The following is an 18758-nucleotide window of genomic DNA, read 5'->3' on the forward strand; positions in this document are numbered from 1 at the left end:
AATCTTTAAAACTATTATTCATTTTTATTCCTTTTAAACTTAAGGCGCCGGTCCAATTAATACCAGACTTCTTGGACGTTCCACGTATCCCTCTCGCCCATCTGGAATAATTTCCACAAGATCAATTTGCGTAGGAGTAATATTAATCACACGTCCGTGATTCATCCCCATATAACTACCGCGCTGTACCCGCTCAATTTCACCATCAGGTGTCTGGATTAATGCCAAAATCTGTCCAGACTGGCTACGCATACTACCCTTCATGTTTAAGGATTCTATTGCGTAGCTTTCTAAAGGCTGAAGCTGACGTGACAAATTAGGGTAAACACGTTTGCCAGCCATAATTTTTAATTCAGCAGCCAGCGAACTAGGAACAAAAGGACTTTTGAGCTGGTGAGCCGAGTAATTGAATGTCGGAACTGGTGGAAAAACCGGTGCAGGCTCAATAGCCAAAGGCGGTTGATTACGAATATTTGCCATTTGCTCATTTACCGCATCAATGCGCGAATCACATCCGACAAACAACAAACCCACCATCATGCTGAGAGAAATATTTTGTATTTTCATTACTGTGCCCCTCCAGCCGTAGCAGTTGAATTAGCATCAGCAGCTTGAGCATCTGCAGCTCCAATATAGCGATATGTTTTTGCCTTAACACTGTAATTTACTTGAGGAATTTCAGACTTCTTCTCTTTATTTTCAGTTGCTGTAATATCAAAATCGTGCAAAGTGACAATACGAGGCAATGCCGCAATACCGCTAACAAAAGAACCAAAAGCGTGATAATCACCTGTTGCTTCAATAGCAATCGGCTGTTCGATAAAGAACTCTTGTTTTATTTCATTTTCTAAACGAATATTTTTGAATTTCAAGCCAGAGTTCACACCAGTGACGTTGATATCCTCAACCAATCCTGGAATTTCCGTTTCCTTAGGCAATTGTTCCAGTTGCTGATTGAAATTCGCTTCCATTTCCTGCAACTGAGCTTGTAATTGCTGCAAATTACGAAGTTTGGAATCTTTTTCACGAAACTCGTTGAGCAAATTTTGCTCTTGAGCAGCAGCATTAGAAATATCGTCTAATTTACCTTTAATTGCTAAAAAATAACCCAATAACCCAATCATCAATACAATTAAAATCCAACAAGTGATTTTAACGGATAATGGCCAGCTCCCGTAGTTATTCATATCCAAAGTATTGAACTGCTGCAGGAACTTGTCCAGCGTCAATTTCTTTTTCGTTACAACAGCTTCATTTGGATTTAATTCATCAAATTCATCGAGACTCATTGTGCTGCCCCCGCTGTTGAATTAGCTGTATTTTGTTGCCCTTCAGGTTGTGCTTCTGGCGTGGCTAGCTGTGCAATCTGATCTAAATCGGCAGTCACAACAAACGAACCATAATTTTCTTCAACACGTGGCACCACAGAACTTGGAGCTTTATCTTTTTTCTCTTCAACAGCTAAAAAAGAATTCATAAAGGCATTACGATACCAGGCAGATGCTTCTAAATTACGTAAAAACTCAGCCACAGTATTCGGACTTTCAGCCTTACCTTCAATCGTGAATTTATCCCCGGTACGAACAAATCTAGTAATATACAAACTACCTGGTGTTACACGAACCAATTCATCAATCAGGCGTACAGTAACCGGACGCTGCCCTTGTAAACCTTGAATCAGCTTCATGCGCTCAATAATCGCATTACGCTGCGCTTCTAAACCTTCTAATGATTTAAGTTGCACATCAAGATTCTGATTAGTACTGCTAATTAACTGGTTTGCCTGTTCCTGATCTTCTAGTTTGTGATCATAATAAAACCATGACAAAGTAACCGCCAAAGCCCCGATTAATGCAGCCGCAATACAAATTGCAATAAATTCTTTTTTTCGTTTCTCTCTTAGCTCATCACGCCAAGGGAGTAAGTTAATTCTTGCCATTAATCAAAACTCCTTAATGCCAAACCACATGCCACCATGAGTGAAGAAGCATCATTCTCTATTTTTTTAATATCGATTTGTGGAGAAAACCCCATTTGCAAAAATGGGTTGGCAATCGTCACGCGATAACCCAGTTTTTGTTGTAATAACTTCGCTAGCCCCGGAATGTTGGCATTACCCCCTGCCAAAAGGATATGATCAATTTCATTAAACTGTGAAGATGAAAAAAAGAACTGCAATGATCGTGCGGCTTGCTGAACCACAGCTTCAAGGAAAGGCTCCAGCACTTCAACATCATAGTCATCAGGCAATGAACGGCTCTTCTTGGCACGTCCTGCTTCCTCGAAAGACAAGCCATAGCGATTTTGTATTTCTTGAGTGAGCTGTTTACCGCCAAACACCTGCTCTCGGGTATAAATCACTTTATTATTTTGCATTACAGACAGGGTCGTCATGGTATGACCAATATCTAAAATACCGACCGTGTTTACCCCCATTGGCAGGGTATCAGAAAATACCTGATAAGCATTTTCGATTGCAAAACTTTCAACATCTGCGGTTTTAGGTGTAAGGTTCGCCAGCTCCAGTACCTCGGCACGTGCTTCTACATTTTCCAGGCGAGTCGCCACCAAAAGCACATTAACCCGATTAGGATTGGCCAAACGATCTGGAAGGACTTCAAAATCCAGGCTGGCTTCATCTAGAGGGAAAGGAATATATTGTTCCGCATCCATACGAATTTGAACTTCACGCTCATCATCCGTCATATCAGCATCCATCTCAATGGTTTTAGTAATTACCATAGAGGTTGGAATAGCCAGGGCTGCATCTTTAGATTGTGTATTGGCAAGATTAATCGCCCGCTCTAATGCATCACCCACTGCTTCTGGATTTAAAATATTTTTTTCAACAACACTACCTTCAGGCAGAGGAACCAGTGCATAACTGTCTACCCAATACCTGTTACCGCTTTTAACAGAAAGTTCTAAAACTTTAACAGAAGTAGAACTAATATCTACTCCTACTAACCCCTTATTCGGCTTACGATATAACCTGAGCACAATATAATTCCTATTATTTTTTTATCCCCAATAAAAGTAACCTACTAATCAGTGTTGGTCTATAATTTTATGCAGATACAATAACTCATCTAACAATCTGCATGTGTAAAGGCTATACTGACCGCCAATTAGTTTGCCATTAGCTCTTATTAAAACTTACTTGTTATGAAAAAGCTATCTCGTTCGGGCCATGTTCATCCATTTTTTTTGATCATAATTATAGTTTTGGTCTCAATTCCGATGGGATTTTATGGCATGTATCTCTATATTGCCCCATCGCTACCCAAAATGACCACCTTAAAAAAGGCGCCGTTATTAAAACCTTTACAGGTTTACAGTGCTGATAATGAGCTAATTGCTGAGTATGGCGGCAAATTATCTGTGCCGGTGGAATACAAACAGATTCCTAAACCCTTTATTTACGCCTTTCTTGCTGCAGAGGATTCCTCATTCTTTGAACACAGTGGGATTAGTTTTAAAGGTTTAGGCCGTGCTGTCAGTGAAACCATTACCGGTTCCAATGTACAAACCGGTGGTTCGACCATCACCATGCAGGTGGCAAAAAACTATTATTTAACGCCTGAACGCACACTGAAACGCAAACTGACTGAAATTTTCCTGGCCCGCGAAATCGAACAAAACCTGACCAAAGAAGAAATTCTCACTTTGTACGTGAATAAAATCTTCTTGGGTAAAAATGCATACGGGATTGCAGCAGCAGCTAAAATTTACTACAACAAAAATCTGGATCAACTCACTATTGCCCAAATGGCGATGATTTCAGGCTTGCCTAAAGCACCATCCAAATATAATCCGGTAGTCAATCCGACCCGTGCCTTAGAACGCCGTAACTGGATTTTAGGTCGCATGTTGCAATTGGGCTATATCAATCAGCCTCAATATCAAAAGGCGATTGCTGAACCAATTAACCTGGATATGCCAGAACGCGGCATTAATAACAAATATCCCTATGTCGGCGAAATGGTCCGCTCAGAATTGATTGAAAAGTTTGGTGAACAAGCAATTGATTCGGGTTATAAAGTTTATACGACCATCGACAGTAAACGCCAAGCCTATGCTGAAGAAGCTGTACAACAAGGATTGGAAGCTTATGATCGTCGTCATGGTTGGCGTGGTGCTGAAGCCAATGACAAGCCTCTAAGCGATTTTATGGCCTATGCAAACACCTATCCTGCCAAAGTCATCAAAGTCGATAACAACTCTTTTGATGCCTTGATGCAAGATGGATCTACCGTGACTGTGCCCTGGTCAGGCATGTCTTGGGCTTATCCATATAGAAATGCCAACAGCGTAGGCCCTGCACCAAGCAAAGCATCTCAGATTGTTAAAGTTAAAGATATTATTCGCTTACGCCCCAATGATAATAAAACTTCATGGGCACTGGTTCAGATCCCCAAGGCTCAAGGCCAGCTAATTGCATTAAATCCAAATAATGGTGCCATTGAAGCCATTGTAGGGGGATATAATTTTTATCAGTCCAAATTCAATCGTGCCCTACAAGGCTGGCGCCAACCGGGTTCAACCATTAAACCCTTTGTCTATGCCTTGGCACTTGAACGTGGCATGACGCCCTATAGCATGGTCAATGATAGCCCGATTACCATTGGCAAGTGGTCTCCAAAGAACTCGGATGGACGTTATCTGGGCATGATTCCATTACGTCGTGCCTTGTATTTATCTCGAAATACTGTTTCTGTTCGATTACTACAAACAGTGGGTATCGAGCGTACCCGGCAGTTATTGATGGATTTTGGCCTACATGAAAATCAAATTCCACGAAACTACACCATTGCTTTAGGAACACCCCAAGTTCTTCCTATCCAGATGGCAACCGGCTATGCCACCTTTGCTAATGGTGGTTATCGCATTCAGCCACATTTTATTGACCGGATTGAAGATGCTTACGGTAAAGTGATTTATCAAAGTAACCCGGAATACGCATGTATTTCCTGCATTAATCAAAACGATGACGACTCTGAATCAGCCGAACCCGTGACACCGGATGACGAAGTAATTCAAGTGACCGATCAGACTTTGCCTGAAGAAAAAGAACTGGCAAAACTGGAACTGGATGAAGCAAAAAGTAAATACCGCCAAGCGCAACGTATTTTAAAATCAAGTTCTGCTTATGACATGGCCAATATTTTGCGTGATGTGATCCAGCATGGTACAGGTCGTGCTGCATTGCGTATTGGTCGTGATGATCTGGGCGGCAAAACCGGAACCACCAATGATGCCAAAGATGCCTGGTTTGCTGGCTTTAATGGCAAGTTGGTAACAGTAGCCTGGGTCGGTTTTGACCAGCCAACGACTTTGGGTCGTCGAGAATACGGTGGTGTTGCAGCTTTACCAATCTGGACCAACTTTATGGGCAATGCCTTAAAAGGCACACCTGCTGCCTGGGTTCATTTTGATAAAAATGCCAAAGCCCCTACCAATCATCGCCAAACCATTACTGTAGGTGAGCCTGATCGCGAAGATCGCTCTTCTCCACCACTGGCGCTACCATTATACCGCCCTGCACCTGTCGCTCCTGCACATACTCCGGAACGTGATTTTGACGACTTACCTGGAGAAGAAATCCTGGTTCCAGAGAATAAGAATCCACCTAATTTGGAAAAGCAGAATAACAAGTCAGATGCACTTGACCATTTGATAGATGTATTTCAGTAAAACTAAAAAAGCCCTCATCTGAGGGCTTTTTTAACACTCATTTTTTCTTAAAGACATAAATCTGGAACTGAGCCTTTAACTCAAATTGCTCAAGCTGCTCTAGCACCTGCCGACGTTCTGGCTTGGCTTTATAGGCATAAGGCGTCATGGCAATCAGATTTTTCAAATCCGCTTGAGACAAGCTAAATGGCGCTTCCACAATACTTTCATCAACCAGCTCAAAGCTGTCCTGCAATTGCTCAACAAACTTATGCGGCTCATGCGGATTGACTGTTTCAAACAGCGCCTCACGCATCGCATACAGATGTTCTGTCGCCGGGGTCACCACCATCAAATAGGCTTCAGGCTTGAGCACTCGCAAAATTTCCTGTTTGGGAATCGGGCTAAACAAACTGCTGCACAGATCAATCGAGTGATCCAGCACCGGTAAGGTTGCGCCTGTTCCCACCACCCAAGTCACGTTTTTATTCAGTTTTGCCGCCACCTGTACCGCATTTTTGGCAATATCTACACCGATACATTGCAGCACTTCAGCCTGCATGGCATTGGTGTAATAGCCTTCACCACAGCCAATATCCAGCAGGTTTTCAATCCGTAATTCACGGATTTTTTTCACTACTGCTTGCTGCAAGGGTGCATAAAAACCGGCACTCAAAAATGCCCGGCGGGCTTGCACAGATTCCGGGGTATCCCCCGGGTTTTTACTGTGCTTGTGTTGAACCACATGTAAATTGACATAGCCCTGCTTGGCTACATCGTAACTATGATGATTTGCACAGCGCCATGTTTTCTCTGTTAACTGCAATGCCTCACGACAGACAGGACACATGAGCAGATTCATAATTTTCTCCAAAGTCTCAATCGACCATAAAAAAGCCGGCAAATGTGGGAGCAAATGCCGGCTTTTTTCAATATTTGCTTAACGTAATTTTAAGGTCATTAGGCCTAAAACCACCAGCATAATTGTAATAATCCAGAAGCGGATCACCACCTGAGTTTCACGCCAGCCTTTTTTCTCGTAATGATGATGCAAAGGCGCCATCAGGAAGACACGCTTGTTGCGCATACGCAGCGAACCGATTTGCAGGAATACGGAAATGGCTTCCACTACAAAAACCCCACCCATAATGGCAAATACAATTTCCTGACGAACCATCACTGCAATAGTACCCAGCATTGCACCTAATGAAAGTGCACCTACATCGCCCATGAAGACTTGCGCTGGATGCGCGTTGTACCACAGGAAGGCTAAGCCGGCGCCAATCATGGCCGCACAAATCACCACCAGTTCAGATGAATATTTCACATACGGAATATGCAGATAATTGGCAAAACGAATATCACCAGCCAGATAGGCAAACACCCCTAAACCAGCAGCAACCAGAACAATCGGCATAATCGCCAAGCCATCCAGACCATCGGTCAGGTTGACCGCATTGGATGCCCCATTAATCACCAGATAGGTAAAGATAATAAAACCAATGCCTAAAGGAATAGCGGATAATGGAATAGTCAGATTTTTAAAGAACGGAATCAACAGATCCAGCATATTGCTGGTGTGCACAGGATTGACTTGTTGAGTGGCAATCACATACAACGCAATACCGGCACCTAGCGAACCGACTGAAGTCCAGAAGAATTTTTTACGCGCAGGCAGACCAGCATTGTCTTTATAGCGAACCTTAATCCAGTCATCGGCCCAACCTACAGCCCCAAAAATCACCATCACACCCAGGACAATCCAGACATAGGGATTGGATAAATCGGCCCAAAGCAAGGTAGATATCCCGATCGAGAGCAGGATCAAAATCCCGCCCATGGTCGGTGTACCCATTTTCTTGGCATGGTTTTCAGGAGCAAAAGAACTCACCGCCTGTCCGTATTTTAATGCCTGTAATTTACGGATCATCATTGGACCCAATACCAGTCCAATGGTCAATGCAGTTAAGACACTGAGCAAAGATCGCAAGGTTAAATAACGGATCACGCCGAACGAGCTGTGATAGCCCGCGAGATGTTCAAATAGCCATAACAGCATTAAAGTTTCTCCATCAAATCAGCCATCAATGTTTCCATGTGGGTATAGCGAGAACCTTTAAACAGGAAACTCATGGATTGAGGTTGATGTGTTTCAATTAAACTAAGTAAGAAAGGAAGCGCTTGCGCCTGCGTCAGGAAGGCCTGCATTTTTTTGCCGTATTGGGTACTGCGTGCGCCTTCCTGAGCGGCAGGTGCAAACTCACCTACAGCCACCACGAAATGCACACCCGCAACCGAAACCAGGTCTCGGCCCAACATATAATGCTGCTGCGCGGCACTTGCGCCCAACTCTCCAATATCACCAATGACCATCACCTTAACCCCTTCCTGCTGCGCCAGCACTTCTGCAGCTGCGCGCATGGACGTCGGGTTGGCATTATAAGTGTCATCAATAAATAGATGTTTTGCAGTACGAATAAAATTCAGACGACCTTTTGCGCCTTTAGCCTGCTCCAGACCGGTCACAATGTCATCCAGCGCAATACCAATCGCCAAGGCAAAAGCCGTTGCGGCAGTGGCATTTTGCACATTGTGTTCACCGGCAAAGGGTAAATTCACCTGACGAGTGCCTTGTGGGGTATGCAGCATAAAAACCGCAGATTGTGGCTGCAATTCTATTTCGATTGCATACACTTCACCGCCCTGACCAAAACTCAAGACTTTTTCGGTTTGTACCGCTTGTCGAATCGGTTCTGCAAAATCATCTGCCGCCGGAACGATTGAGGTACCTGCTGGATCAATATGACGATAAATTTCAGATTTAGCCCGACAGATACCATCACGTCCGCCAAATTCACCCAGATGCGCCGTACCAATATTGATAATGCCGGCCACATGCGGTTGCACCAGATTAGAGGTGTAATCAATCTCACCCTGATGGCTGGCACCCAGTTCCATAACGGCATACTGATGTTCGGCACGCAGCTCAAGCAGCATCATTGGCACACCCAAATCGTTATTCAGGTTACCGCGAGTAATCAGAGTTGGTGCTAGACGCGAAAGAATACTGCCCAGCATTTCTTTGGTGGTGGTTTTACCACTGCTGCCAGTCAGGGCAATCACTTTCAGTTGTGCATTTTGCGCACGGCGATAAGCCCCAAGATGCCCTAAAGCCAATCGGGTATCTTCAACCACAAGCTGGCAAATATCCGCATCTACAGGATGGCTGACAATGGCAATTTCACAGCCTTTGCCTGCGACCTGAGCAACAAAATCATGGGCATCAAAGCGTTCACCTTTAAGCGCTAGAAACGCATCGCCTTTTTCTGCAAAACGTGAATCGCTCAAGATACGCTTGATTTCACCCTGAGGGATCTGGTCATTCAGCCAATAGCCTTGAGTCGCTTCAGCCAGCTGAACAGCTGTCCATGGCTCTAAAGGTACCGTACTGGTCGTTGATGTATGCATATTGTTTCCTATTGGGCAGGATAAGCTGAATCTGGTGTGTGATGCTGTGCATCGATTGCAGATTGCACTTCAACCACATCATCAAACCAATGCCGTACCCCATCAATTTCCTGATAGTTTTCGTGACCTTTACCAGCAATCACCACAATGTCACCTGCCTGTGCATTTTTCACGGCAAATTTAATAGCTTCACGGCGGTCATGAATTTCATGCACCACATGATGGTCAAACTGGATGCCGGCTTTCATATCAGCAAAAATCTGTTCAGGATTTTCAGTCCGTGGGTTATCAGAGGTAATCAGCGCTACATCGGCATGATCTAGTGCTGCTTGCGTCATCAGTGGACGTTTGCCCCGATCACGGTCACCGCCACAGCCAAACACTGCCCATAAATTCTGAGTAACATGACGTTTCAGGGTTTGTAGAACTTGAATTAAAGCATCTGGCGTATGAGCATAATCCACCACAAATAGACGCTGGTCATCACGCAGTACCTGCATGCGACCAGGTGCACCTTTGAGTTGTGGTGCCACGGCTATCAAATCGGCCAAGTTAAAGCCAGCCTGTTCAGCGGCAATCAAACTAGCCACAATATTTTCCACATTGAAATGACCGAGCAATGGGCTATTCACTTCAAATTCACCCTGTGTAGTCACCAGTTTAAATTTGGCACCATTCAAACTATATTGAATATCCTGAACCTGATAATCGGCAGCCTGTGTGGTTGAATAGGTTAAAATTCGAGGCTGTGCAGAATTGGCTTTGGCGGCATCCAGCATAACCTGTGCATGCGCATCATCAATATTGATAATCGCCACTTTAAGCGAGGTAAATTGAAACAGCAGCGATTTGGCTGCCGCATAGGCTTCCAGCGTACCGTGATAATCCAGATGGTCACGACTTAAATTACTATACGCTGCAATTTCAATGACACAGCCATTCAAACGGCCTTGTTCCAGACCATGGGAGCTGGCTTCAATCGCAGCGAATTCAGCACCTGCCTGAGCATATTCATGTAAGGAATTTTGCAGCTGCAAGGCATCCAGAGTGGTATGCGAAGAAGCTTCCAGATTTGGCAAAATGCCGTTCCCCGTGGTGCCCATCACGGCACACTTGCGGCCCTGCAACATCAGCAGTTCAGCAATTAAACGGGAAATGGTAGTTTTACCATTGGTTCCGGTCACGGCAATAATGCGCGTAGCAGCGACAGGTTGCGTAGCCTGTAAATATTGCTTTTGCCAATACCCCATCAAATGACGGACATTTGGCACCACGATACTATTTTCCAGACCGAGATCGGTTTCACTCACCACCGCCAAAGCACCATGGGCTAATGCCGACTGGGCAAATTGCACGGTTTTTTCCGGTTGCGAAAAACTAGTCAGGGCAATAAAAATTTGCCCTGCTTCAACTTTACGACTATCTAAACCAAAACCACTGAATGGTTTGGTCATCCATCCAGCGATTTTTGGGGCGGTGTAGAGATCTTGAAATGTAATGGACATTCATCACCTATTACTGGATTTTGGGAGTATCTAAAGGTTTATCTAAAGGTACATTCATTAAACGTAGTGATTCTTGCATCACACGTGCAAATACCGGTGCTGCCACCAGACCACCGTAATATTGCCCTTTGGGATTTTCAACCACGACAATCATGGCCAAACGCGGATCACTGACCGGTGCAATCCCGGCAAATAAGGCACGATAATCTGTTTGTGAATAGCCTTTACGGTCCGGACGCAATTTATGTGCGGTCCCGGTTTTACCTGCCACGCGATAGCCTGGAATATTGGCTTGTTGCGCGGTACCGCCAGGTAAAGTCACGGCTTCCATCATCAATAACACTTGTTCTGCAATTTTCGGATCAACAATCTGTTCGCCTTTCGGTGGCTGTTCTAATTTATATAAACTTAAAGGCACTTTTACGCCTTTATTGGCAATCATGGCATAAGCATCGGCAATCTGTAATACCGTAGCATTCAGACCATAACCATAAGCCATGGTGCCGACTTCAGATACATTCCATTTGCTTGGTGGTAAAATCAGACCGGCACTTTCACCCGGAAATTTAACTGCTGAGCGCTGTCCCAATCCCACACGTTTATAAAAAGTCGGTAAAGTTGCATAAGGGAGTGATAAAGCAATTTTAGCTACCCCAACGTTGGAAGACTTCTGGATAATTCCGCCCAAAGTCAAGGCGCCATAATTATGTGTATCACGAATGGTATGATTACCAATACGCATACTGCCCGGTGAAGTATTGACCACCGTATTTGCCGTATATTTACCACTTTCCAATGCCATGGCCACGGTCAATGGTTTCATGGTTGAACCCGGCTCAAATGAATCGACTGCACCGCGGTTACGCATGGCATCTTTATTGGCTAAGCTTTTTTTATCATTCGGATTATAAGAAGGCCAGCTGGTCATCGCCAGAATTTCACCGGTTTTGATATCCACCGCAATGGCTGTTGCCGAACGTGCATTATTGGCCACCCCTGCCGCAGTCAATTCACGATACATAATATATTGCAGACGTGAATCGATACTGAGGGTGATGTTTTCTCCAGCTTCAACTTCCTTGATCACTTCAGGATCTTTAAAACGGTTGCCACGTTTGTCACGGACAATTTGCTGCTCGCCATCATGACCGGATAACGCCGTATTCAGCTGCATTTCCAAACCTTCAATCCCAGTGCCTTCACTATTGGTTAAGCCAATAATTTGTGCATTCGGCTGCGGCTGCGGATAGTAACGCTTATAATTTTTCTCGGTATAGACGCCCTGAAACTCACGTTTGGCAATCAGTTCAGCCTGCTGTGGCGGAATTTCTTTTTGCAGTACCAGATAACGTGAACGAGGCTTTTCGTTCATTTTCTTTTTTAGCTCAGCACGGTCAATTCCGACCGCATCGGCAAGTTCATCCAGATTCAGGTTTTTATCTGGCAACTGACGTTTTAGCTTGCGGTTATGTGGATCTTTCGCCAGTTCAGCGGTGATTTCTTCAAACTGTTTTTTGGTATCAAAATAATCACGCGGATCAATCACCACCTTCATGACTGGCGTACTAATTGCCAGCGGCACACCATGACGGTCATAAATCACACCACGCATGGCGCGGACTTTTTCCGTTCTTAAAATGTTAGCATTGGCCTTGTTCTGCAAAAAGTCTTTGTTAATGACCTGCACATAAAATGCCCGTCCCACCAAAGCCAAAAAGCACAGTAGAACCACGCTCCACATCAGATAAAAACGCCACATATCCACACTAAGCGTGGTTTTTTCCGTAATCGGCTGCTGCTTTTTGCGTGTTGTCTGCTTTGTTCTCTTGTCCACCATATTACAGCTAGCCTTATTTTTTATCGTCTGAAGTCATTGGTAAAGAAATTACGACCGTTTGTGCCGCAGGTGGCGAGTACATGCGCAACTGGGTCACTGCGCGTGTCCCAATCTGTGCCGTCGCACCAAAGGTTTGTTGCTCGATTAGCAAACGCCCCCACTCTGCATTCAGATCATCCTTTTCCCGCATAAAAGAACTGAGTTCGCGATAATCATGTCGATATTCAAAGACTTGAAATACCACCATAATAGCGCTAACAAAGACCAATAGCAGCAAAACAGCATAAGCGATGACTTTTTTCATCGATTTTTTTTCTGTTTTGTTTTCTGATTTCTTTTCAACAACTTCAGTTTTCATTATTCGCCTTTTGAAGCTAAGCGCTCTGCAACTCTAAGCCATGCACTACGAGAACGAGGGTTGGCTTTCACCTCTTCTTCACTGGCACGGACTCGGGAAATTTTCTTTAAACGACGGGTATCTTCCCGTTTCTGTGGCAATCCCCAACTGGTATCTTCCGCCAAAGTCGATTCTTTTTGAATAAATTGTTTAATTAAACGATCTTCGAGCGAGTGGAAACTGATCACTGCCAGACGACCTTCAGGTTTAAGCACCTCTACCGCTTGCGGGAGGAAAGCTTCAATATCATCTAATTCTTTATTAATGGCAATACGGATGGCTTGAAAAGTTCGGGTCGCAGCATGTTTATTTTTTTCCCATTTTGGATGCGCCACTTTAACAATTTCGGCCAGTTGAGCTGTGGTTTCAATATAACCTGCAGCTTTAATGGCTTTGGCAATCCGGCGGCTATAACGCTCTTCCCCATACTGGAAAATTACATTTGCCAAGGCTTCTTCTTCAATATCTACCAACCATTCAGCTGCCGTCGGACCTTGGGAATTATCCATACGCATGTCTAAAGGTCCATCTTTCATAAAACTAAAGCCACGTTCAGCCTGGTCCAGCTGTGGTGATGACACACCCAAATCCGCCATCACGCCATCAACCAGATCAATCCCGTGCGCTTCCAGTTCCTGCTTCAAATCTGCAAAACTGGCATGAATAATTTTAAAACGTGAATCTTCCTGTTCCAGAAGCGCCGCTGTTTCCAAAGCTTGCGGATCTTTATCAAAGGCATAAACACGTGCATTTTCATCTAATTTTGAGAGTAATAAACGGGTATGACCACCTCGACCAAAGGTCCCATCGACATAAATTCCTGTATTTCGATCTGCCAACAAGGCATCAACAGTTTCGTGAAGTAATACAGAAATATGCGACATAAGGGTTCAATCAATACTAGGAAAAATGTAACTGCACATTATTACCTTGTTTTGATAAAGCTCCAAACGACTTTTTGTAGGGAAATATTACTTTTCATAGATAAAACCGTTTCTAACTGAATTCAATCCAGATCTGCTCTATCGTGCATATGATTTTTATTGTTCCCTGCTTTTGATATCGTTGAAATAATGGTGAATTCTACAACGCTACCATCATAAAAAAGCCAACCCCTCAGGATTGGCTTTTTGCGATCAATTCAGATTAACGTTTACTGTTATAAATCTGATCAAAAATCGCACCATTCACAAAGTGGGTTTGTTGTGCTTTGGCCCAGCCACCAAAAACCTCATCAATAGTGAAGGTTTTCAGTTTAGGGAATTGAGCAGAGTATTTCGCTAACACTTCTGGATTACGTGGACGGTAGTAATATTTAGCTGCCATTTCCTGACCCAATGGTGAGTACAAGTAGTTGATATAACCTTTAGCTAACCATTTATTGCCATCTTTTTCGACCGTTTTATCTACAATGGCCACTGATGGTTCAGTAAGAATGGACATAGACGGATAGACAATATCAAACTTGTTTTTACCTAAAGTTTTTTGTGTCACTAAGGCTTCATTTTCCCAAGTTAGCAATACATCACCAATGCCACGTTCAGCAAAAGTGGTCATTGAAGCTCGCGCCGCCGAGTCCATCACCTTAACATTGTGGTACATTTTACCCACAAAATCTTTAGCCTTGGCATCATTACCCCCCGGTTGTTTCAGGGCGTAACCCCAAGCAGACAAATATACCCAACGCGGTAAACCACCAGTTTTCGGATTTGGCGTAATAATCTGCACACCCGGTTTGATCAAATCAGACCAGTCCTTAATATGCTTTGGATTACCTTTACGCACCATAAACACGATGGTAGAAGTGTATGGTGCAGAGTTATATGGAAATTCTTTTTGCCAACCTGGTTGGATCTGACCCGACTTGACGATTTCTTCAATATCGTTTGCCAAAGCCAGAGTCACCACATCGCCTTTTAAGCCATCGACCACAGAACGGGCCTGTTTACCTGAACCGCCATGCGACTGTTTAAAATTAACGGTATTACCAGTTCGTTCTTTCCAGTATGCACCAAATGACTTGTTGAATTCTTCATAAAATTCACGTGTTGCATCATAGGACACATTTAAAAATTCACGCTCTGCCGCCTGAGCAGAAGTTGCAGTAAAAGTCATGCTGGAAGCCAGCAATGCTGCACTAAATAAGGCTTTCAATTGAGTTTTCATTGCGATACAAATCAATCATCTACATTACTGCTAAATATATGAAATAAAGTCATAAATCGCAATCAATTAAACTCTCCGCAATTCAACAAAATACCTTTCCAATACAATTAAAATAATGTTTTTATTAAAAATAATTAAAACAGTTTACTTATTCCATATATATACCGTTTTCTGAATTGCATATGCAAAAAACGGATAACAAACTGTTATCCGTTTTTTAGAACTGGCTTTAATCTTCAGAAAGATTTATTTTTTCTCGCTGTAGATCTGATCAAAAATCGCACCATTCACAAAGTGGGTTTTCTGTGCTTTGGCCCATCCACCAAATACATTACCAATCGTAAACAGTTTGATTTTAGGGAATTGAGCAGCATATTTTGCGGCAACTTGTGGATTACGCGGACGGAAAAAATATTGCGCGGCCAAATCCTGTCCTTTAGGTGAATATAGATAGTTCAAATAACCCTTAGCCAAATTACGGTTGCCATCTTTATCCACATTTTTGTCGACAATCGCCACAGATGGCTCGGCTAAAATTGAAATGGACGGATAGATAATCTGATATTTGTCTTTGCCCAGACCTTGAGTTGCCAGCAATGCTTCATTTTCCCAAGACAACAGCACATCCCCAATGCCACGCTCAGCAAAAGTGGTTAAAGAACCTCGAGCACCTGAATCCAGCACTTTGACATTGCTATATAACTTTTTGACCAGCTCACGTGCCTTAGCATCATTACCGCCCGGCTGTTTCAGTGCATAGCCCCATGCAGACAGATAAATCCAACGTGGAGCACCTCCGGTTTTCGGATTAGGCGTAATAATTTCCACCCCAGGTTTGGTTAAATCATTCCAGTCTTTAATATTTTTAGGATTGCCCTTACGCACCAGAAAAACCACGGTGGAAGTATAAGGCGCAGAATTATTCGGGAACTGTTTTTGCCAGTTTTTATGAATCAGTCCAGCATTGACAATTTCATCGATATCATTTGCTAAGGCTAAGGTCACCACATCTGCCTGCAATCCATCAATTACGGAACGGGCCTGCTTACCCGAACCACCATGAGATTGCTTAAAATTGATGTCCTGGCCGGTACGTTCTTTCCAGAAAGTACCAAAGGCCTGATTATATTCCTGATAAAATTCACGCGTTGGATCATAAGACACATTCAGAAAATCTTTAGCTGCAAAGCTATGTGAAGTGATTCCCCCGAGTAAAGCCAAAACTGTAGATGCGATTATTTTTTTCATCGATAGTGCTCTTATTAAATAATCCAGCCACTATATAAATCAAAAATAATTTTAACAATCATTAACTTATAATGATTTATGGTTTAAAAATCAATTTTATAGATATTCACTAAAATGCTTTAATATGCTTATAAATGAATAATGGGAAAAATCAAAAGACACTGCTTCTTTGAGTTTCTTCATGTTGTCTCCATATTTATTTGCTAAAAAGACGCTAGGGTTATAAGTTTTTATCATTTTGTAAAAAAGTGTGATCCAGTTCTACTTTTGTATTTTTTTATGTGGTTAAATGGTAGTCACACATAGGATTAAAAAAATATATAAAATTCCAGCACCAATAAGGGGGATGTGGAAATGCAATATACAAACTTGATTAAAGCGTTTAGCTTAAGTTTAACTTTAGGGTTTATGGCTCAATTTGGACATGCTGCGGCAATTAAAGCGACCGATAGCAAAATAATGGGGCCGGAAAAATCTTCACTGATTGAAAAAGCATTGCTACAGCAGAAGAATGGTTCCAATACCTTACGTGCTGACAATGATTTAAAAGTACTGACTGAAATTAAAGTTGCACCGACTCAAAGCTTTTTTGCTGCTCAAAATCAGAAGTTTTCTCGTTTTGTACAAGCTTTGTTCCCGCAAAATAACTCTTAATTCCCGACCTAATTGTCCAGCGAACTTCTTACCCCTTTAGAAGTTCAAACCAAGCCTAATCATTTCAATGTTGAATTTAACATTAAGTGATTAGGCTTTTTCGTTATAATAGCTTTCATTCACATTCTGAAAAAAATTGGTTATGACTGTTCGTACTCGTATTGCTCCTTCTCCTACCGGTTTTCCACACGTCGGTACTGCATATATTGCCCTGTTTAACTTATGTTTTGCCAAAAAACATGGCGGTGAGTTTATTCTTCGTATTGAAGATACAGACCAACTTCGCTCAACCCCTGAATCTGAAAAAATGATTTTAGATTCTCTGCGCTGGTTAGGCTTAAACTGGTCAGAAGGTCCTGATGTTGGTGGTCCTCACGCACCTTACCGCCAATCTGAGCGTATGGACATCTATAAACAATATGCCTTGGAACTGGTAGAAAAAGGCCATGCCTTCTACTGCTTTGCAACAACGGAAGAGCTGGATCAAATGCGTGCGGAACAGCAAGCACGTGGTGAAACTCCTCGTTATGACGGTCGTGGCTTACTACTTTCTGAAGAGGAAGTACAACGTCGTTTGGCTGCGGGTGAAGCACATGTCATTCGTATGAAAGTGCCGGCTGAAGGCAGCTGCAAATTTAACGATATGCTCCGTGGTGAAGTGGAAATTCCATGGGCACAAGTCGACATGCAAATTCTGCTGAAAACTGATGGCTTACCGACTTACCACCTTGCAAACGTGGTTGATGACCATCTCATGCAAATTACCCATGTGATCCGTGGTGAAGAATGGATTCCGTCTGCACCGAAGCATCAGTTGCTTTACAAATACTTTGGTTGGGATATGCCTGTGCTTTGCCACATGCCACTACTACGTAACCCGGATAAATCAAAACTGTCTAAGCGTAAGAACCCAACTTCAATCAACTACTACAAAGACATCGGGGTTTTGCCTGAAGCATTATTGAACTACTTGGGTCGTATGGGTTGGTCAATGCCAGATGAACGTGAAAAATTCACTTTGGCAGAAATGATTGATCACTTTGACATTCAACGTGTATCACTCGGTGGCCCGATCTTTGATGTAGAGAAACTGAATTGGCTCAACGGTCAATGGATTAAAGCACTCTCTCCTGCTGAACTATTAAATACTTTATTGGCTTGGAAAGCAGACCGTCAAACATTAGAAGATATTGCCGCTGCGATTCAGCCACGTATTAACTTATTGTCTGAAGCGGTGAATTGGGCCGGTTTTTATTTCAACCAGTTCCCGAGCATTAGCAAAGAACAGTTCGAAAGCAAAAAATTGTCTGAAGAACAGGTTCGTCAAAGCTTGCAGTTTGCCATTTGGCGTTTAGAAAGCCTGTTTACCTGGAATAACGACACCGTAAGCCAAACCTTAATGGATTTGGCCAACCAGATGGAAATTAAGCTGCGAGACTTTATGCCTACGTTCTTTATTGCCATTGCCGGCTCAACCAGTTCAACACCAGTCATGCAATCGATGGTCACTATTGGTCCTGACTTAACATTTGCCCGCTTACGTCATGCGCTTGAAATTGTCGGCGGACCGAGCAAAAAAGAAACAAAAGTATGGGAAAAGCTCAACGAAAGCTTAAAATTGCCGAAAAATGATGCAGTTGATCAAGCATAATTGATTTTATAGTTGACGTGTGAGTGCAATCCCCCTAATATTGCGCTCACACAAACTGGGGTCATAGCTCAGTTGGTAGAGCGCTACAATGGCATTGTAGAGGTCAGGAGTTCGATCCTCCTTGACTCCACCAAGTTTTTTGTTTTACCTGTGTTTGCC

Annotated in this window: 16 protein-coding genes and 1 tRNA gene; 4 read left to right on the forward strand and 13 right to left on the reverse strand. The window is 43.2% G+C overall.

The features are described 5' to 3' along the window. Positions 1-39: 39 nt before the first annotated feature. Genes FB6_RS01550 through FB6_RS01565 form a run of 4 tightly spaced genes read right to left on the reverse strand, consistent with a single transcriptional unit; the run spans position 40 to position 3000 of the window. Complete coding sequence (locus FB6_RS01550) at positions 40-567, reverse strand: pilus assembly protein PilP (RefSeq protein WP_174558317.1); 528 nt, start codon at positions 565-567, stop codon at positions 40-42. Beyond that, positions 567-1289, reverse strand: coding sequence for a type 4a pilus biogenesis protein PilO (locus tag FB6_RS01555; RefSeq protein ID WP_174558318.1), 723 nt, complete (start codon positions 1287-1289; stop codon positions 567-569). The genes FB6_RS01550 and FB6_RS01555 overlap by 1 nt, the downstream gene beginning before the upstream one ends. Then, on the reverse strand, positions 1286-1939 hold the full coding sequence (locus FB6_RS01560) for a PilN domain-containing protein (RefSeq protein ID WP_174558319.1): 654 nt from the start codon (positions 1937-1939) through the stop codon (positions 1286-1288). Before FB6_RS01560 ends, FB6_RS01555 begins: the two co-directional genes overlap by 4 nt. After that, a complete protein-coding gene (locus tag FB6_RS01565; RefSeq protein ID WP_174558320.1) occupies positions 1939-3000 on the reverse strand; it encodes a pilus assembly protein PilM in 1062 nt (353 codons plus the stop codon). Before FB6_RS01565 ends, FB6_RS01560 begins: the two co-directional genes overlap by 1 nt. A 165-nt stretch (positions 3001-3165) precedes the next feature. Between FB6_RS01565 and ponA the strand changes: the two genes are divergently transcribed. Further along, on the forward strand, positions 3166-5694 hold the full coding sequence (gene ponA / locus FB6_RS01570) for a penicillin-binding protein PBP1a (RefSeq protein ID WP_174558321.1): 2529 nt from the start codon (positions 3166-3168) through the stop codon (positions 5692-5694). Positions 5695-5731: 37 nt separating this feature from the next. On the opposite strand, the gene FB6_RS01575 is transcribed toward ponA, so the two are convergent. The 9 genes from FB6_RS01575 to FB6_RS01615 form a co-directional block, all read right to left on the reverse strand. Further along, a complete protein-coding gene (locus tag FB6_RS01575; RefSeq protein WP_174558322.1) occupies positions 5732-6535 on the reverse strand; it encodes a putative RNA methyltransferase in 804 nt (267 codons plus the stop codon). Between the two features lie 78 nt (positions 6536-6613). Beyond that, positions 6614-7732, reverse strand: a complete 1119-nt coding sequence (gene mraY, locus FB6_RS01580) for a phospho-N-acetylmuramoyl-pentapeptide-transferase (RefSeq protein WP_174558323.1) — start codon at positions 7730-7732, stop codon at positions 6614-6616. Next, on the reverse strand, positions 7732-9141 hold the full coding sequence (locus FB6_RS01585; protein ID WP_174558324.1) for a UDP-N-acetylmuramoyl-tripeptide--D-alanyl-D-alanine ligase: 1410 nt from the start codon (positions 9139-9141) through the stop codon (positions 7732-7734). Before FB6_RS01585 ends, mraY begins: the two co-directional genes overlap by 1 nt. An 8-nt stretch (positions 9142-9149) precedes the next feature. Continuing rightward, complete coding sequence (locus FB6_RS01590) at positions 9150-10646, reverse strand: UDP-N-acetylmuramoyl-L-alanyl-D-glutamate--2,6-diaminopimelate ligase (protein WP_174558325.1); 1497 nt, start codon at positions 10644-10646, stop codon at positions 9150-9152. Between the two features lie 10 nt (positions 10647-10656). Continuing rightward, complete coding sequence (gene ftsI / locus FB6_RS01595) at positions 10657-12483, reverse strand: penicillin-binding protein PBP3 (RefSeq protein ID WP_174558326.1); 1827 nt, start codon at positions 12481-12483, stop codon at positions 10657-10659. A gap of 13 nt (positions 12484-12496) precedes the next feature. Beyond that, positions 12497-12841, reverse strand: a complete 345-nt coding sequence (gene ftsL / locus FB6_RS01600) for a cell division protein FtsL (protein WP_174558327.1) — start codon at positions 12839-12841, stop codon at positions 12497-12499. After that, on the reverse strand, positions 12841-13764 hold the full coding sequence (gene rsmH / locus FB6_RS01605) for a 16S rRNA (cytosine(1402)-N(4))-methyltransferase RsmH (RefSeq protein ID WP_174558328.1): 924 nt from the start codon (positions 13762-13764) through the stop codon (positions 12841-12843). Before rsmH ends, ftsL begins: the two co-directional genes overlap by 1 nt. A 262-nt stretch (positions 13765-14026) precedes the next feature. Next, on the reverse strand, positions 14027-15046 hold the full coding sequence (locus FB6_RS01610) for a sulfate ABC transporter substrate-binding protein (protein ID WP_217427317.1): 1020 nt from the start codon (positions 15044-15046) through the stop codon (positions 14027-14029). 246 nt (positions 15047-15292) lie between these two features. Continuing rightward, complete coding sequence (locus tag FB6_RS01615) at positions 15293-16294, reverse strand: sulfate ABC transporter substrate-binding protein (RefSeq protein WP_174558329.1); 1002 nt, start codon at positions 16292-16294, stop codon at positions 15293-15295. 354 nt (positions 16295-16648) lie between these two features. On the opposite strand from FB6_RS01615, the gene FB6_RS01620 reads away from it, so the two are divergent. The 3 genes from FB6_RS01620 (at position 16649) to FB6_RS01630 (ending at position 18732) form a co-directional block, all read left to right on the forward strand. Continuing rightward, entirely contained in the window at positions 16649-16948 is a 300-nt protein-coding gene (locus tag FB6_RS01620; RefSeq protein ID WP_174558330.1) for a hypothetical protein, read from the forward strand. Between the two features lie 142 nt (positions 16949-17090). Then, positions 17091-18599 carry a glutamate--tRNA ligase gene (gene gltX / locus FB6_RS01625; protein ID WP_174558331.1) on the forward strand — a complete coding sequence of 503 codons (1509 nt, stop codon included), beginning with the start codon at positions 17091-17093 and terminating at the stop codon, positions 18597-18599. Positions 18600-18656: 57 nt separating this feature from the next. After that, positions 18657-18732: transfer RNA gene (locus FB6_RS01630), tRNA-Ala, on the forward strand. The last annotated feature ends 26 nt before the right edge of the window (positions 18733-18758 follow it).

The sequence above is a fragment of the Acinetobacter bouvetii genome (assembly GCF_902753875.1).
Taxonomy (GTDB): domain Bacteria; phylum Pseudomonadota; class Gammaproteobacteria; order Pseudomonadales; family Moraxellaceae; genus Acinetobacter; species Acinetobacter bouvetii_A.

What these genes read in the sequence shown, in the direction of transcription:
- ftsL (WP_174558327.1), bottom strand. Translation starts at nt 12,841, where the DNA reads ATGAAAACTGAAGTTGTTGAAAAGAAATCAGAAAACAAAACAGAAAAA.
- mraY (WP_174558323.1), bottom strand. Translation starts at nt 7,732, where the DNA reads ATGCTGTTATGGCTATTTGAACATCTCGCGGGCTATCACAGCTCGTTC.
- FB6_RS01550 (WP_174558317.1), bottom strand. Translation starts at nt 567, where the DNA reads ATGAAAATACAAAATATTTCTCTCAGCATGATGGTGGGTTTGTTGTTT.
- FB6_RS01610 (WP_217427317.1), bottom strand. Translation starts at nt 15,046, where the DNA reads ATGAAAACTCAATTGAAAGCCTTATTTAGTGCAGCATTGCTGGCTTCC.
- ftsI (WP_174558326.1), bottom strand. Translation starts at nt 12,483, where the DNA reads ATGGTGGACAAGAGAACAAAGCAGACAACACGCAAAAAGCAGCAGCCG.
- ponA (WP_174558321.1), top strand. Translation starts at nt 3,166, where the DNA reads ATGAAAAAGCTATCTCGTTCGGGCCATGTTCATCCATTTTTTTTGATC.
- FB6_RS01585 (WP_174558324.1), bottom strand. Translation starts at nt 9,141, where the DNA reads ATGCATACATCAACGACCAGTACGGTACCTTTAGAGCCATGGACAGCT.
- FB6_RS01560 (WP_174558319.1), bottom strand. Translation starts at nt 1,939, where the DNA reads ATGGCAAGAATTAACTTACTCCCTTGGCGTGATGAGCTAAGAGAGAAA.
- FB6_RS01555 (WP_174558318.1), bottom strand. Translation starts at nt 1,289, where the DNA reads ATGAGTCTCGATGAATTTGATGAATTAAATCCAAATGAAGCTGTTGTA.
- FB6_RS01590 (WP_174558325.1), bottom strand. Translation starts at nt 10,646, where the DNA reads ATGTCCATTACATTTCAAGATCTCTACACCGCCCCAAAAATCGCTGGA.
- gltX (WP_174558331.1), top strand. Translation starts at nt 17,091, where the DNA reads ATGACTGTTCGTACTCGTATTGCTCCTTCTCCTACCGGTTTTCCACAC.
- FB6_RS01615 (WP_174558329.1), bottom strand. Translation starts at nt 16,294, where the DNA reads ATGAAAAAAATAATCGCATCTACAGTTTTGGCTTTACTCGGGGGAATC.
- FB6_RS01620 (WP_174558330.1), top strand. Translation starts at nt 16,649, where the DNA reads ATGCAATATACAAACTTGATTAAAGCGTTTAGCTTAAGTTTAACTTTA.
- FB6_RS01575 (WP_174558322.1), bottom strand. Translation starts at nt 6,535, where the DNA reads ATGAATCTGCTCATGTGTCCTGTCTGTCGTGAGGCATTGCAGTTAACA.
- rsmH (WP_174558328.1), bottom strand. Translation starts at nt 13,764, where the DNA reads ATGTCGCATATTTCTGTATTACTTCACGAAACTGTTGATGCCTTGTTG.